Source organism: Pseudomonas sp. Leaf59 (assembly GCF_920984685.1).
Taxonomy (GTDB): Bacteria; Pseudomonadota; Gammaproteobacteria; order Pseudomonadales; family Pseudomonadaceae; genus Aquipseudomonas.
In genome coordinates this window covers 433,544-448,835 of record NZ_CAKLBR010000001.1, presented here as the reverse complement: position 1 = coordinate 448,835, position 15,292 = coordinate 433,544, and the positions used below count along the sequence as shown (strand labels likewise).

The following is a 15,292-nucleotide window of genomic DNA, read 5'->3' as shown; positions in this document are numbered from 1 at the left end:
CTGAGAGCCGACCGAAATGGTCTGCCGAACGCTGTACAAAATGTGGGAGGGGGCTTGCTCCCGATGGCGTCGGCCCAGCAAACATTGATGTTGAAGACCCACCGCTTTCGCGGGCAAGTCGAATCGTAGCACCGCCGCTCCCACAGGGGAGCGGCGCTTAACTGAACGGCATTGGGGCAAGCCCTAATGCCGTTCAGTTAAGGAAAATGTGTGGGCTTATTGTGGCGAGCGGGCTTGCCCCGCGTTGGGGTGCGAAGCGCCCCCAATCAAGTAAAACGCGGTGTACCTGATACGGCTCAGCGTCTGGTTTTGGGGCTGCTGCGCAGCCCAACGCAGGACAAGCCTGCTCGCCACAGGGAATCTGCGCTTAACTGACTGGCATTAGGGCAAACCCGCTCGCCACAGGGATGGAGTTACCCAACAGCACCGATGGAGTCAACTGGTCACTGTGCAGGTACCGGCACTTTGATGTTGTAAAAACTCATTCAACGCCTGGCGGGTGAGGTCGTTCAGGGTGACTTTCTTGCGGTTGGCCTCAAGCGCAGCCGCCAGGTGCAGGTCGTGCCCGACCCGCACATTGAACGAGCCCTTGCAGGGTTTTTCCGGTGTTTGCCCGAGCGCCTGGCAGGTGGCGAGGTAATCGCCCACCGCCTCCTGGAACGCCGTGTCCAGCTCGGCGACTGTCTTGCCTTCGTAGCTCACCAACGCCTTGATGAACAGCACTTTGCCGAACAGGCAGTTGTCTTCGAGGCTGGCTTCGATGGAGCCGATGTAGCCTTTGTGTTTCAGCTGGTTGTTCACTGAATCAGGTCTCCTGATTTCAATTGTTCGATGATCTGGCGCCGAATGTAATGCTTCAGTTCGTTGCCGGGGTGAGGCTTATGCAAGGTGATCATTGCCGTCGGGTCGCCGATGTCGAACTTGACGCGGCTTCCTGCCCCTTCCAGTTGTGTGTAACCGAGACGACGCAACAGCGTGACGAGCTCGGGCCAGGTAAAGGCCATGTGCTCGTTGAGCAGTTTGGCCAGCAGCTTTTCATTTTGGACACGGCGCTCCTTGTCTGTAACTAAAGTTAGTTGCAAAAAGGGGTGTACGTCAATGCTGGCTCGGGTTACTGGTGCGTTCCCGGATTTGATGTAACCCCTCGTGACAGCTCGCTTCGCGCCTTTTCCCCTCGCTAATTTTTCCCTTCGCGGTTCGTTTTATAGGGACGACGTGCCTTTGTGCTTCCTGCCTATTGCTCCGGACCCTTTGAAATGAATGCTGAAGACTCCTTGAAACTTGCTCGCCGGTTTATCAGGTTGCCCCTGGAAAAACGCCAGCTGTTCCTGCAGGCGTTGCAGAACGAAGGGGTGGATTTTTCCCGGTTTCCGATCCCGGCAGGCGTGGAGGCGCAGGACCGCCAGGCGCTGTCCTACGCGCAGCAACGCATGTGGTTTCTCTGGCAGTTGGACCCCGCCAGCGGCGCCTACAACCTGCCCGGTGCGGTGCGGCTCAAGGGCGCGCTGAGTGTGCCCGCGATGGAGCAGGCATTCGCCAGCCTGATCGCGCGCCACGAAACCCTGCGCACGGTGTTCCAGCGTCAGGCCGATGAGCGCCTGCAGCAGGTCGCCGTTGAGCCATCATTGATTATTGAACAGTCGGATATCAGCAACCTGCCTGCCGCTGCGCGCGAACAGGCAGTCGCTGCGGCGGCCACTGCGCAATCGCTGCAGCCATTCAACCTGGAAACCGGCCCGCTGCTGCGCGTGCAACTGCTCAAGCTCGACGCTCGGGAGCACGTCCTGCTGTTGACCTTGCACCACATCGTGTCCGATGGCTGGTCGATGAACGTGTTGATCGACGAGTTCATCCGTTTCTACGACGCTCATGAGCGCAACGAGGCGCCGCAACTGCCGGCGCTGCCGATCCAGTACAGCGACTACGCCCTGTGGCAGCGCCGCTGGCTGGAAGCCGGGGAGCAGGCCCGCCAGCTCGATTACTGGCAGGCGCGCCTGGGCGATGAACACCCGGTGCTGGAGTTGCCCACCGATCGCCCGCGCCCGGCGCTGCCGAGTTACCGGGGCACCCGCCATAACTTCGCGATCGACCCCGCGCTGGCCGCCCAACTGCGTCGCTGCGCGCAAACACACAACGTAACCCTGTTCATGCTGCTGCTCGGTGCGTTCAATGTGCTGCTGCATCGCTACACGGGCCAGGGCGATATTCGCATCGGCGTGCCGATTGCCAACCGCAATCGCAGCGAGGTCGAAGGGCTGATCGGCTTTTTCGTCAACACCCAGGTGCTGCGCACCGAGCTGACCGGGCAGACGCGCATCGGCGAGCTGCTGCAGGGCATCAAAGAGCATGCGCTCGGCGCCCAGGCGCATCAGGACCTGCCGTTCGAGCGCCTGGTAGAAGCGCTCAAGGTGGAACGCAGCCTCAGCCACACGCCGTTGTTCCAGGTGATGTACAACCACCAGCCGGTGGTGGCCGATATTGCCTCGGTGAGCACCGCCTCGGGTCTCGCGCTGTCCGAGGTGGAGTGGCAGGGCCGCACCACCCAGTTCGACCTGAGCCTGGACACCTGGGAAAAGTCCGGCACCCTGCATGCTGCGCTGACCTACGCCAACGACCTGTTCGACGCGCCGACCATCGAGCGCATGGCGCAGCACTGGATCAGCCTGTTGCAGGCCATGGTCAGCGACGGCGAACAGCGTGTTGGCGAATTGCCGATGCTCGACGAAAGCGAGCAAACGCTGCTGGTGCAGGCCTGGAACCAGACCGCCGAACATTACCCCAGCGAGCGCGCCCTGCATCGGTTGATCGCCGAACAGGTGCAACGCACCCCGCACGCACCCGCGCTGGTGTTCGGCGCCAGCACCTTGACCTATAGCGAACTCGACACCCGCGCCAACCAACTGGCCAACGCCCTGTGCGAGCGCGGTGTCGGCCCTGACGTGCTGGTGGGCATCTGCGTCGAGCGCTCCGTCGAAATGGTGGTGGGCCTGCTGGCGATCCTCAAGGCTGGTGGCGCCTACGTGCCGCTGGACCCTGAGTACCCGCGCGAGCGCCTGGCCTACATGATCGAAGACAGCGGCGTCGCGCTGTTGCTCACTCAGGACGCCTTGCTCACGTTGCTGCCAACGGACGGCCTGCAGGTCATGGTGCTCGACCCTGCGCTGAGCGGGTTCGACGCCTTCAGTCCGCACGCGCCCCAGGTCGACGTCGATGCGCTGAACCTCGCCTACGTGATCTACACCTCCGGTTCCACCGGCAAGCCCAAGGGCGCCGGCAACAGCCATCGCGCGCTGGTCAACCGCTTGTGCTGGATGCAACAGGCCTATCGGCTGGACGCCAGTGACGCAGTCCTGCAGAAAACCCCATTCAGCTTCGACGTCTCGGTGTGGGAATTCTTCTGGCCGTTGATGACCGGCGCACGCCTGGTGGTCGCCGCCCCCGGCGAACACCGCGAGCCGGCGCGGCTGATCGAGACCGTCGGCCGGCACGCCATTACCACCCTGCATTTCGTACCGTCGATGCTGCAGGCATTTATCCATGAGCCCGGCGTGCAGGCCTGCGCCAGCCTCAAGCGCATCGTGTGCAGCGGCGAAGCCCTGGCGCTGGATGCGCAGCAGCAGGTGTTCGCCAGACTGCCGGCGACGGCCTTGTACAACCTCTACGGCCCCACCGAAGCCGCCATCGACGTGACCCACTGGACCTGCGTCGACGAGGGCGCCGACAGCGTGCCCATCGGCCGTCCGATTGCCAACCTCGCCACCTACGTGCTCGACGCGCAGCTCAACCCGGTGCCTGCCGGCGTGTCCGGTGAGCTGTACCTGGGCGGTATCGGCCTGGCGCGCAGCTACCATCGGCGCCCGGCGTTGACGGCCGAGCGTTTCGTGCCCAGCCCGTTCACCGCAGGCGAGCGTCTGTACCGCACCGGTGACCGCGTGCGCCAGCGTGTCGATGGCGTGATCGACTACCTTGGGCGCCTCGACCATCAGGTCAAGCTGCGCGGCCTGCGCATCGAGCTGGGCGAAATCGAAACCCGCCTCATGCAGCACCCGCAGGTGCGTGAAGCCGTGGTGCTGGTGCATGGCGGCAAACAACTGGTGGCGTGGCTGGTGCCGGAAGGCGAAGCGCCAACCGATCTCAACACCTGGCTGCTCGGCAGCCTGCCCGAGTACATGGTGCCCACCCACTTCGTGCACCTGAGCAAACTGCCGGTGACCGCCAATGGCAAGCTCGACCGCAAGGCATTGCCTGCGCCGGACGCCGCGCCGCAGCAAGCCTTTGTCCCGGCGGAAAATGCCCTGCAAAAGACCCTGGCAACGATCTGGGCCGATGTCCTCGGTGTAGAGCAGGTCGGCCTGGAAGACAACTTCTTCGAACTGGGCGGCGACTCGATCATCTCCATCCAGGTCGTCAGTCGCGCACGTCAGGCGGGGATTCGTCTCAGTCCGCGCGACCTGTTCCAGTACCAGAACGTGCGCAGCCTGGCGCTGGTGGCAAGTGTCGAGCAGGTCAGCCTGATCGACCAGGAACCGGTGCAAGGCGAGGTGCGCCTGACCCCGGTGCAGCAGCACTTTTTCGCCCAGGCGATCCCGGCGCGTCATCACTGGAACCAGTCCCTGCTGCTGACCCCGCGCGAAACCCTCGCGCCTGCTCGCCTTGAAGCAGCGCTGACGCAGTTGATCAACCATCACGACGCCTTGCGCCTGCGCTTTGTGTCGCAGGCCGAAGGCTGGACACAAAGCCACGCCGCACCGGTGGCCGAAGCGGCGCTGTGGCAGTCCCGTGCCGACAGCGATGCTGAACTGGCCGCGTTGTGCGATGACGCCCAGCGCAGTCTCGACCTGGCGCAAGGCCCGCTGCTGCGCGCAGCGCTGGTGAACATGGCCGATGGCACCCAGCGTTTGCTACTGGTGATCCACCACCTGGTGGTGGACGGCGTGTCCTGGCGCATCCTGTTGGAAGACCTGCAACAGGCCTACCATGATGCCGCGCTGCCGGCGAAGACCAGCGCCTATCAGCACTGGGCGCGGCATCTGCACGACCACGCGCAAACCCTCAACGGGCAACTGCCGTACTGGCAGGCGCAAACCGTCGACACCGAACTGCCTTGCGACCACCCCGAGGGCGGTCTGCAGAACCGTCTGGGCAGCAGGATCGAAGTGCGCCTTGACGCCGAGCACACGCGCCAACTGCTGCAGCACGCCCCGGCGGCCTACCGCACCCAGGTCAACGACCTGTTGCTGACCGCACTGGCGCGCGTCATCAGCCGCTGGAGCGCGCAACCGGCCGCGTTGATTCAACTGGAAGGCCATGGCCGCGAAGACCTGTTCGACAGCCTCGACCTGAGCCGCACGGTCGGCTGGTTCACCAGCCTGTTTCCGTTGCGGCTGGAGGCGGGCGGTGAGTTGTCCGGTGCGATCAAGGCGGTCAAGGAGCAATTGCGCGCCGTGCCCGATAAAGGCATCAGCTACGGCTTGTTGCGCTACCTCGGCACGCCCGACGCTGGCGCTGCCTTGTCGAATCTGGCCGCGCCGCGCATCACCTTCAACTACCTGGGCCAGTTCGATCGCCAGTTCGATGAGTCGGCGCTGTTCGTTCCGGCCACCCAGGGCAGCGGCCTGGCCCAAGACCCCGAGGCGCCGCTGGCCAACTGGTTGACGGTGGAAGGGCAGGTGTACGGCGGTGAACTGGCGTTGCAATGGGGCTTCAGTCGCGAGATGTTCGACGCCGCAACCATCCAGCGCCTGGCGGATGAATACGCCGTCGAACTCAAGGCCCTGATCGCCCATTGCTGTGCCACGCCTGCCGGGCAAGTCACGCCGTCGGACTTCCCGCTGGCGCGCCTCACCCAGCAGCAGCTGGATGCGCTGCCGGTGCCGGGGCCGGCCATCGCCGACCTGTACCCGTTGTCGCCGATGCAACAGGGCATGCTGTTCCACACCCTCTACGAACCCGAGGCGCAGGCCTACATCAACCAGTTGCGCCTGGATATCGAAGGCCTGGACCTGCTGAAGTTCGGGCGTGCCTGGCAGGCCGCGCTGGACCGTCACGATATCCTGCGCAGCAGCTTCCACTGGCTGGGCCTGGACAGCGCCCATCAACTGATCCAGCGCCAGGTCGACCTGCAATTGCAGGTGATTGAAGACCCAGACGCCGACGTCGATGCGCTGGCCGATGCCGAGCGCGAGCAGGGCTTCCAGCTCGACCGCGCGCCGCTGTTCCGTCTGCTGCTGGTGCGCGGCGCCGGGGTTGCCTGGCACCTTGTTTTCACCAGTCACCACATCCTGATGGACGGCTGGAGCAACGCCCAGTTGCTCGGCGAAGTCATCGCCCATTACGCGGGCCAAGCGGTGCCTGCGCCGGTGGGGCAGTTCCGCGATTACCTCGGCTGGCTGCAACAGCAGGCATCCGGCGAAGCGTTCTGGAAAACCGCCCTGGCCCCCGTGCAGGCGCCGACCCTGCTGGCCGATGCGCTGCGTGCGCCGGTGGACGGCGTGGGCATGGCCGAGCATCAGGTGGCGTTTGGCAGTGAGTTCAGCGCCGCCCTCGGCACGTTCGCGCGCCAGCACAAAGTGACCCTCAACACCGTGCTGCAAGGCGCCTGGAGCCTGTTGCTGCAACGCTACAGCGGCCAGGACTGCGTGGTGTTTGGCGCCACGGTCGCCGGGCGGTCCGCGCCGCTGCCGGGCATCGAGCAGCAACTGGGCCTGTTCATCAACACCCTGCCGATCATCAGCGCCGCCTCGCCGGCCCAGTCGACAGGCGCGTGGCTGGGCGAGTTGCAGGCGCTCAACCTCAGCCTGCGTGACCACGAACACGTGCCGCTCTACACCATCCAGGGCTGGGCCGGCCAGCAGGGCACAGCGCTGTTCGACACGCTGCTGGTGTTCGAAAACTTCCCGGTCGCCGAAGCACTCAAGCAGGGCGCGCCTGCCGGGCTGACCTTCGGGGCACTGCACAACCACGAGCGCACCAGCTACCCGCTGACCCTTGGCATCGAACTGGGCGAGCGCCTGCGTCTGGAATTCAGCTATGACCGCGCGCGCTTCAGTGCCGCGCAGGTGGCGCGATTGAGCGCCAACCTGCAGCATCTGCTGGCGCAAATGATGGCGGATGCCGACAGCTGCCTGGGCAACCTGCAACTGCTGGACGCCAGCGCGCAGCGCGAGGTGCTCGCCCTCAGCCAACAGCCCGATGCAGCCCCGCGCCCTCTGCGGGTACATCAGCGCATCGCCGCCCAGGCCCTGGCGACGCCGTCCGCCCTGGCGGTGCAGGCGGGCAGCGAGCGCCTGGACTATGCCGCGCTCAATGCGCGGGCCAACCGCCTGGCGCACCGCTTGCTGGAGCTGGGCGTAGGTCCGGGGCAACGAGTGGGATTGGCGTCGCGGCGCGGCCCGCAACTGATTGTCAGCCTGCTGGCCGTGCTCAAAAGCGGCGCCGCCTATGTACCGCTGGACCCGAGCTATCCGGCCGACCGTCTGGCCTACATGCTGGCGGACAGCCGCCTGGACCTGTTGCTCAGCGAAACCGGGCTGCTGGTCGAGTTGCCGCTGCCCCCAGGACTGACGCGCCTGGCATTCAGCGCCGGCGGTGAAGAACTGGCCGATTATCCGTCAAGCAATCCGCCCAACCACGCGCAGGTCGCAGACCTCGCCTACGTGATCTACACCTCCGGCTCCACCGGCCAGCCCAAGGGCGTGGCCATCGATCACGCCGCCCTCGGTCAGTTCTGCGACAGCGCCCACAGCTACAGCCAACTGACCACACAAGACCGTGTGCTGCAATTTGCCACGTTCAGCTTCGACGGCTTTGTCGAGCAATGCTACCCGCCGCTGTGTGCGGGCGCGGCGCTGATTATGCGCGGCGATGAACTGTGGGATGCCGGGCAACTGGCCCGGGAAATCGTCGAGCAGGGCGTGACCCTGGCTGACTTGCCGGCCGCCTACTGGTATTTGCTCGCCAGGGAGTGCGCTGAGAGTCGGCGCTCCCTGGGCAACCTGCGTCAGGTGCACGTGGGCGGTGAAGCCATGGCCGTGGAAGGCGTGCGCGCCTGGCATGCGGCAGGGCTGGGCGCGGTGCGCTTGCTCAATACTTACGGGCCGACCGAGGCCACGGTGGTGTCCAGCGTGCATGACTGCCAGTTGGCCGATGCCGGCGACGCGTTTGGCGTGCCCATTGGCCGCGCGATTGCGGGCCGTGCGCTGTATGTGCTCGACAGCGGTTTCGAGCTGCTGGCCACCGACGGCGTCGGCGAATTGTGCATCGGTGCACACGCCGGCCTGGCCCAGGGCTATTTCGAGCGTCCGGCGCTGACCGCCGAACGCTTCCTGCCGGACCCGTTTTCCAGCGTCCCCGGCGCGCGGCTCTACCGCAGCGGCGACCTGGCCCGTTACACCGAGGCCGGTGCGCTGGAATACGTGGGGCGCATCGACCACCAAGTGAAGATTCGCGGTTTCCGTATCGAGATGGGCGAAATCGAGGCCGGCCTGCAAGCCTTGCCGCAGGTGCGTGAGGCGGCCGTGCTGGCCCTGCCGGGCGCGACCGGTGCACAACTGGTGGCCTACGTCGTCGCGGCCCAGGCCCACAGCCTGGACACCCAGGCGCTGGCGGCGACACTGCGCCGGTCATTGCCGGACTACATGGTGCCCGCGCAGTGGGTGGTCCTTGACGCCTTGCCGCTCAACATCAACGGCAAGCTGGATCGCCGCGCACTGCCGGCACCGGACCTGAACCTGACGCGGCAGGCTTACCGTGCCCCGCAAAGCCCGCTGCAACAACAGTTGGCGGTGATCTGGCAGAGGGTGTTGCAGGTTGAGCAGGTGGGCCTTGATGACCACTTTTTCGAGCGCGGCGGCCATTCATTGCTCGCCACCCAGGTGGTCTCGCGAGTGCGCCATGAACTGGCGCTGGAAGTGCCGCTGCGCGCGCTGTTCGAACAGCCGACCCTGCAAGCCTTCGCCCTGGCCTGCGCCGGCTTGCAGGCCGATACGGCGCCGGCGCTGACGGCCATTGGCCGAGACCAACCACTGGCCCTGTCTTTCGCCCAGGAGCGCCAGTGGTTCCTCTGGCAACTGGACCCCACCAGCGCCGCCTATCATGTGCCCACCGCGCTGCACCTGCGCGGTCAACTGGATACGGCGGCCCTCGAGCGCGCGCTGCAGTGCCTGGTTCAACGTCACGAGCCGCTGCGCACGACCTTTGTGGAGGAGGGCGAGCGTACCTGGCAAAAGATTCACGCGTCCCTCGCCCTGCCGATCGAACGCCAAGCCATCGACGCCCTGGCCATCGAGCAGGCCGTAGCGCAGGAAATCCAGCGTCCCTTCGACCTGCGCAACGGTCCGTTGATGCGGGTGAAACTGCTGGAAATCGACGCTGGGCACCAGGTGCTGGTGATCACCCAGCATCACATCATCTCCGACGGCTGGTCGATGCAAGTGATGGTGGACGAACTGGTGGCGCTGTATCAGGGCCACGCGCCACTGCCGGCGTTGCCAATCCAGTACGCCGACTATGCGCAGTGGCAACGCGACTGGATGGCCGCCGGCGAGCAGCAGCGCCAGCTCGATTACTGGCGCGCAAGGCTGGGCAGCGAGCATGCGCTGCTGGAACTGCCGCTGGACCACCCGCGCCCGGCGGTGCAAAGCCATCGCGGTGCGCGGCGGCAGATTCATCTGGACGCCTCGCTGGTGACCGAACTCAAGGCACTCGCCCAGCGCCAGGACGTGACCCTGTTCATGCTGCTGCTGGCGTCGTTCCAGACCTTGCTGCATCGCTACAGCGGGCAGTCCGAGGTGCGCGTCGGGGTGCCGATTGCCAACCGCAATCGCCTGGAAACCGAGCGCCTGATCGGCTTTTTCGTCAACACCCAGGTGCTCCAGGCCAACCTGCACGGGCAGATGCCCTTCGACCAGTTGCTCGCTCAGGTCAAGCAGCACGCCCTGCAAGCCCAGGCCCATCAGGACTTGCCGTTCGAGCAGTTGGTGGAAGCGCTGCAACCGGCGCGCAGCCTCAGCCATAACCCGCTGTTCCAGGTGATGTTCAATCATCAGGACACCCTGCGCACGGCCCCGCTGCAAGTGGCTGGGCTGGACCTGCAGCCGGTGGACTGGGCGGCGCACACCACCCAGTTTGACCTCAACCTGGAAACCGAAGAGTCCGCCGATGGCCTGTGGGCTTCGCTGACCTACGCCACCGACCTGTTCCTGCCCGCGACCGTGGCGCGCATGGCCGAGCACTGGCACACCCTGCTGCATGCGGTGGTGCGCGATGCGTCGCAGGCGCTGGATGAGCTGACCCTGCTCAGCGCGCCGCAGTGCCGGCAAATGCTCGAAGACTGGAACCGCACGCAGGTCGACTACCCGCGCGAGCGCTGCGTGCACCAGCTGTTCGAGGCGCACGCGCTGGCGCAGCCGGAGGCGACCGCCGTGCAATTCAACGGCGACGCCTTGAGCTACGGCGCACTCAATCGCCGCGCCAACGGCCTGGCCCATCGCCTGATCGCGGCGGGCGTGGGCCCTGACGTGCTGGTGGCCGTGCATGTCGAGCGCTCGCTTGCGATGGTGGTCGGCCTGCTGGCGGTTCTCAAGGCCGGTGGCGCCTATGTGCCGCTGGACCCGCAATTCCCCGCCGATCGCCTGGCGTTCATGCTCGACGACAGCCGTGCCCGGGTGCTGTTGACCCAGTCGCAGCTGGTCGGGCGCCTGCCGCTGCCCGACGGCGTGCAGGTGCTGACGATTGACGCTGCCGAGACTGCCGAGCACAACCCGCAGGTCGAGGTGGCGCCACAGCACCTGGCCTACGTGATCTACACCTCCGGTTCCACCGGCAGGCCCAAGGGCGTGATGGTGCCGCATCAGGCGCTGTGCAGCTTTGCCAGCGGCATGGCCGCTACCCTGGAGATCGGACGCGAGGCACGGATGCTGTCGCTGACCACCTTCTCGTTCGACATTTTTGCCCTCGAGTTGTACGTGCCGTTGACGGTCGGTGCGACGGTGCTGATCAGTGGCCAGGAAATGGCGCTCGACCCTGAAGCGATTATCGACCTGGCCCGCGATCAGGCCGCCACCGTGCTGCAAGCCACACCGTCCAGCTGGCGCATGCTGCTGGAAAGCCCGCGCGCCCGATTGTTGAGCGGCATCAAGCGCCTGTGCGGCGGTGAAGCGCTGCCGGCCGACCTGGCCCAGCGCATGCTCGATCTGCAAGGCCCGGTGTGGAACCTCTATGGCCCCACCGAAACCACCATCTGGTCGGCGGCCCATCGCCTGACCACCGCGCAGCCTTTTGTCGGCAGGCCGGTGGCCAATACCACGCTGTTCATCCTCAACGCCGGGCTGACGCCAAGCCCGGTCGGTGCGGCAGGCGAACTGCTGATCGGCGGCATCGGCCTGGCGCGCGGTTACCACGCGCGGCCGGCACTCACGGCCGAGCGTTTTGTGCCCAACCCCTACGGTGCGCCGGGCGAGCGCCTGTACCGCACCGGTGACCTGGCGCGCTACCGCGCCGATGGCGTGGTGGCGTATATCGGTCGGATCGACCATCAGGTGAAAGTGCGCGGGTTCCGTATCGAGCTGGGCGAAATCGAAGCCTGCCTGCGCGAGCTTTCCGGCGTGCGCGAGGCCGTGGTGCTGGCCGATAATGATCGCCTGATCGCGTATCTGGTGACCGCCGAACCGCAACCCCAGGCGTCCTATAAAGCCGCCCTGCGTGAACATTTGCCGGACTACATGGTGCCCGCGCAGGTGATATTTCTCGACAGCCTGCCACTGACCCCCAACGGCAAACTCGATCGCAAGGCATTGCCCAGGGTTGACGCCGCGCTGCCGAGCAAAGGCCATGTGCCGCCGGTCAGCGCGCGCGAGCAACAGGTTGCGGCGATCTGGGCCGACGTCCTGGGCGTGCCGCAGGTCGGCCTCGACGATCACTTCTTCGAATTGGGCGGGCATTCGTTACTGGCCACACGCGTGGTGTCCCGCGTGCGCCAGGCGCTGGCGCTGGAAGTGCCGCTCAAGCGCCTGTTCGAACAACCGTTGCTGGGTGATTTCGTGCGGGCACTGGGCGAGGAGGCGGTGGTCGCACCGCCGCTGATTCCGGTTGATCGCAGCCAGCCGTTGCCATTGTCCTACGCCCAGGAACGCCAGTGGTTCCTCTGGCAACTGGACCCCGAAAGCGCCGCGTACCACATCCCCAGCGCCCTGCGTTTGCGCGGCCCGCTGGACCTGGCCGCGCTGCAACGCAGTGTCGACACCTTGCTGGCGCGCCATGAAAGCCTGCGCACGCACGTGCGCCAGGAAGGTGGCGCGACGGTGCAGGTCATCGAGGAATCGGGGCTGATCGAAGTCGAGGTGAGCGACAGCGATGAAGCCCGCTTGAAAGCCGACGTTGCGCAGATCATCGGGCAGCCGTTCGATCTGCTGCGCGGGCCCGTGCTGCGGGTCCGGCTGCTGCGTCTGGCGGCCCACGAGCATGTGCTGGTGCTGGTGCAGCACCACATCGTCTCCGATGGCTGGTCGATGCAATTGATGGTCGAGGAACTGGTGCAGATGTACGCCGCGTTCAGCCACGGCCGCACGCCGGCGTTGCCGGCACTGCCAATCCAGTACGCCGACTACGCTGTGTGGCAACGCAACTGGATGCAGGCCGGTGAGAAGGCGCGTCAATTGGCGTACTGGCGCGAGCAGTTGGGCGGCCCGCAACCGGTGCTGGAATTGCCGTTCGACTACCTGCGCCCGGCCGTGCAAAGCCATCGCGGCGCACGCCTGGGCATCGAGTTGCCGGCGCCGCTGTTGGCCGATTTACGCAGCCTGGCCCAACGCTGTGAAGTGACCTTGCCGATGTTGCTGCTGGCGTCTTATCAGGCTTTGCTGCACCGCTACAGCGGCCAGGAAGACGTGCGCGTCGGCGTGCCGATTGCCAACCGCAATCGCCTGGAAACCGAAGGGCTGATCGGCTTTTTCGTCAACACCCAGGTACTCAAGGCCGATATCCACGGGCAGATGAGCGTCGAGCAGCTGTTGCAGCAAACCCGTCAGCGCGCGCTGGAGGCCCAGGCTCATCAGGACCTGCCGTTCGAGCAACTGGTGGAGGCCTTGCAGCCCGAGCGCAGCCTGAGTCTGAGCCCGCTGTTCCAAGTGTTGTTCAACCATCGCCAGACCTCCGTCGACAGCCATTTGCAACGCCTGGACGACTTGAATATCGACGTGTTGAGCTGGGACGACGACATTGCCCAGTTTGATCTGGCGCTGGACGTGGAGGAAAGCCAGCACACGTTGCGCGCGTCCCTGAGTTACGCCACCGACCTGTTCGCCCCGGCGACCATCGAGCGCATGGCCGGCCACTGGCAGAACCTGTTGCGGGCGATGGTCGCCGACCGGCAGCAGAGCATCGGTGCGCTCAACCTGCTGGATGCGGATGAGCAACAGCAGATTCTTCAGCTATGGAATCGCACCGACTCCGGCTTCTCGGCTGAGCGGCTGGTGCATGAATTGTTCGCCGACCGCGCGCGGGAAACGCCGCAGGCGGTGGCGGTAAAGTTCGACGCGCAAACCCTGACCTACGGCGAGCTCGACCGCCAGGCCAACCGCCTGGCCCATGCCTTGATCGCCCAGGGCGTCGGCCCGGAAGTGCGGGTGGCGATTGCCATGCCGCGCAGCGCCGAGATCATGGTGGCGTTCCTCGCGGTGATGAAGGCCGGCGGCGTGTATGTGCCGCTGGACATCGAATACCCGCGTGATCGTCTGCTGTACATGCTGCAGGACAGCCGCGCACAGCTGCTGCTGACGCATACCTGCGCGTTGCAGCAACTGCCGATTCCGCAAGGGCTGACGACGCTGGCCATCGACCGCACCGAGGACTGGGCCGGTTACAGCGACGCGCCACCGGCTGTCGCGCTGCACGGCGACAACCTCGCCTACGTGATCTACACCTCCGGCTCCACCGGCATGCCCAAGGGCGTCGCGGTGTCCCACGGCCCGTTGGTGGCGCACATCATCGCCACTGGCGAGCGCTACGAAACCGGCCCGGCCGATTGCGAACTGCACTTCATGTCGTTTGCCTTCGACGGCTCCCATGAGGGTTGGATGCACCCGCTGATCAACGGCGCCAGCGTGCTGATCCGCGACGACAGCCTGTGGCTGCCCGAATACACCTACCAGCAAATGCACCGCCATCACGTGACCATGGCGGTGTTCCCGCCGGTGTACCTGCAGCAACTGGCCGAGCACGCCGAGCGCGACGGCAACCCACCGGCGGTGCGGGTTTATTGCTTTGGCGGTGATGCCGTGGCGCAGGCCAGCTATGACCTGGCCTGGCGCGCGCTCAAGCCCACCTATCTGTTCAACGGCTATGGCCCCACCGAAACCGTGGTCACCCCCTTGCTGTGGAAGGCGCGCCAGGGCGACCCGTGCGGCGCCGTCTACGCCCCCATCGGCACCTTGCTCGGCAACCGCAGCGGCTATGTGCTGGATGCGCAGTTGAACCTGCAACCCATCGGCGTGGCCGGTGAGTTGTACCTGGGCGGCGAGGGCGTGGCCCGTGGTTACCTGGAGCGTCCGGCACTCACCGCCGAACGCTTTGTGCCGGACCCGTTCGGCACGCCGGGCAGCCGCGTCTATCGCAGCGGCGACCTGACCCGTGGGCGCCCCGATGGCGTGGTGGACTACCTCGGTCGTGTCGACCACCAGGTGAAAGTCCGCGGTTTCCGTATCGAACTGGGCGAAATCGAAGCGCGCCTGCGCGAACAGGACAGCGTCGGTGAAACCGTGGTGGTCGCCCAGGACGGCCCGACCGGCAAGCAACTGGTGGCCTACGTGGTGGCGGCAGAGGCTGTGGCCGACCAGGCCGAGTGGCGCGACACCCTGCGCCGCGCCCTGAAGATGCGCCTGCCGGATTACATGGTGCCGGCGCACCTGGTGTTTCTGGCGCAGATGCCGCTGACCCCCAACGGCAAGCTCGACCGCAAGGCCCTGCCGGTGCCTGACGCCAGCCAGATGCAGCAGCGCTACGTGGCGCCGGTCAGCGAACTGGAACAGCAGGTCGCCGCCATCTGGGCCGACATTCTGCACCTGCCGCAGGTGGGCCTGAACGACAACTTCTTTGCAGTGGGCGGGCATTCCCTGCTGGCGATCCAGATCACCTCGCGGGTCCAGGCCGAACTGGGCCTGGAGGTGCCGTTGATGGAGCTGTTCCAGACCGAATCGCTGCAGGCCTACGTGCAGGCCGCCGCCACCTTGCGCGCCGGTACCGTGGAAGATTTTGATGACCTTCGTGACTTTTTGAGCGAACTAGAGGCGATTTGACC

At 65.7% G+C, this 15,292-nt stretch carries 3 protein-coding genes; 1 reads left to right on the top strand and 2 read right to left on the bottom strand.

The window, feature by feature from the left end:
* Nucleotides 1-435: 435 nt before the first annotated feature.
* Together LUB09_RS01695 and LUB09_RS01690 are read right to left on the bottom strand one after the other, a co-directional pair.
* Nucleotides 436-801, bottom strand: coding sequence for a type II toxin-antitoxin system HicB family antitoxin (locus LUB09_RS01695; RefSeq protein ID WP_231421396.1), 366 nt, complete (start codon nucleotides 799-801; stop codon nucleotides 436-438).
* The gene (locus tag LUB09_RS01690) at nucleotides 798-1,004 is read right to left on the bottom strand and encodes a type II toxin-antitoxin system HicA family toxin (RefSeq protein WP_186351039.1); all 207 of its coding nucleotides are present in this window, start codon (nucleotides 1,002-1,004) and stop codon (nucleotides 798-800) included. Before LUB09_RS01690 ends, LUB09_RS01695 begins: the two co-directional genes overlap by 4 nt.
* Before the next feature lie 252 nt (nucleotides 1,005-1,256).
* Between LUB09_RS01690 and LUB09_RS01685 the strand changes: the two genes are divergently transcribed.
* The gene (locus LUB09_RS01685; RefSeq protein ID WP_231421395.1) at nucleotides 1,257-15,290 is read left to right on the top strand and encodes a non-ribosomal peptide synthase/polyketide synthase; all 14,034 of its coding nucleotides are present in this window, start codon (nucleotides 1,257-1,259) and stop codon (nucleotides 15,288-15,290) included.
* Nucleotides 15,291-15,292 lie beyond the last annotated feature (2 nt).

What these genes read in the sequence shown, in the direction of transcription:
- LUB09_RS01690 (WP_186351039.1), bottom strand. Translation starts at nt 1,004, where the DNA reads ATGGCCTTTACCTGGCCCGAGCTCGTCACGCTGTTGCGTCGTCTCGGT.
- LUB09_RS01685 (WP_231421395.1), top strand. Translation starts at nt 1,257, where the DNA reads ATGAATGCTGAAGACTCCTTGAAACTTGCTCGCCGGTTTATCAGGTTG.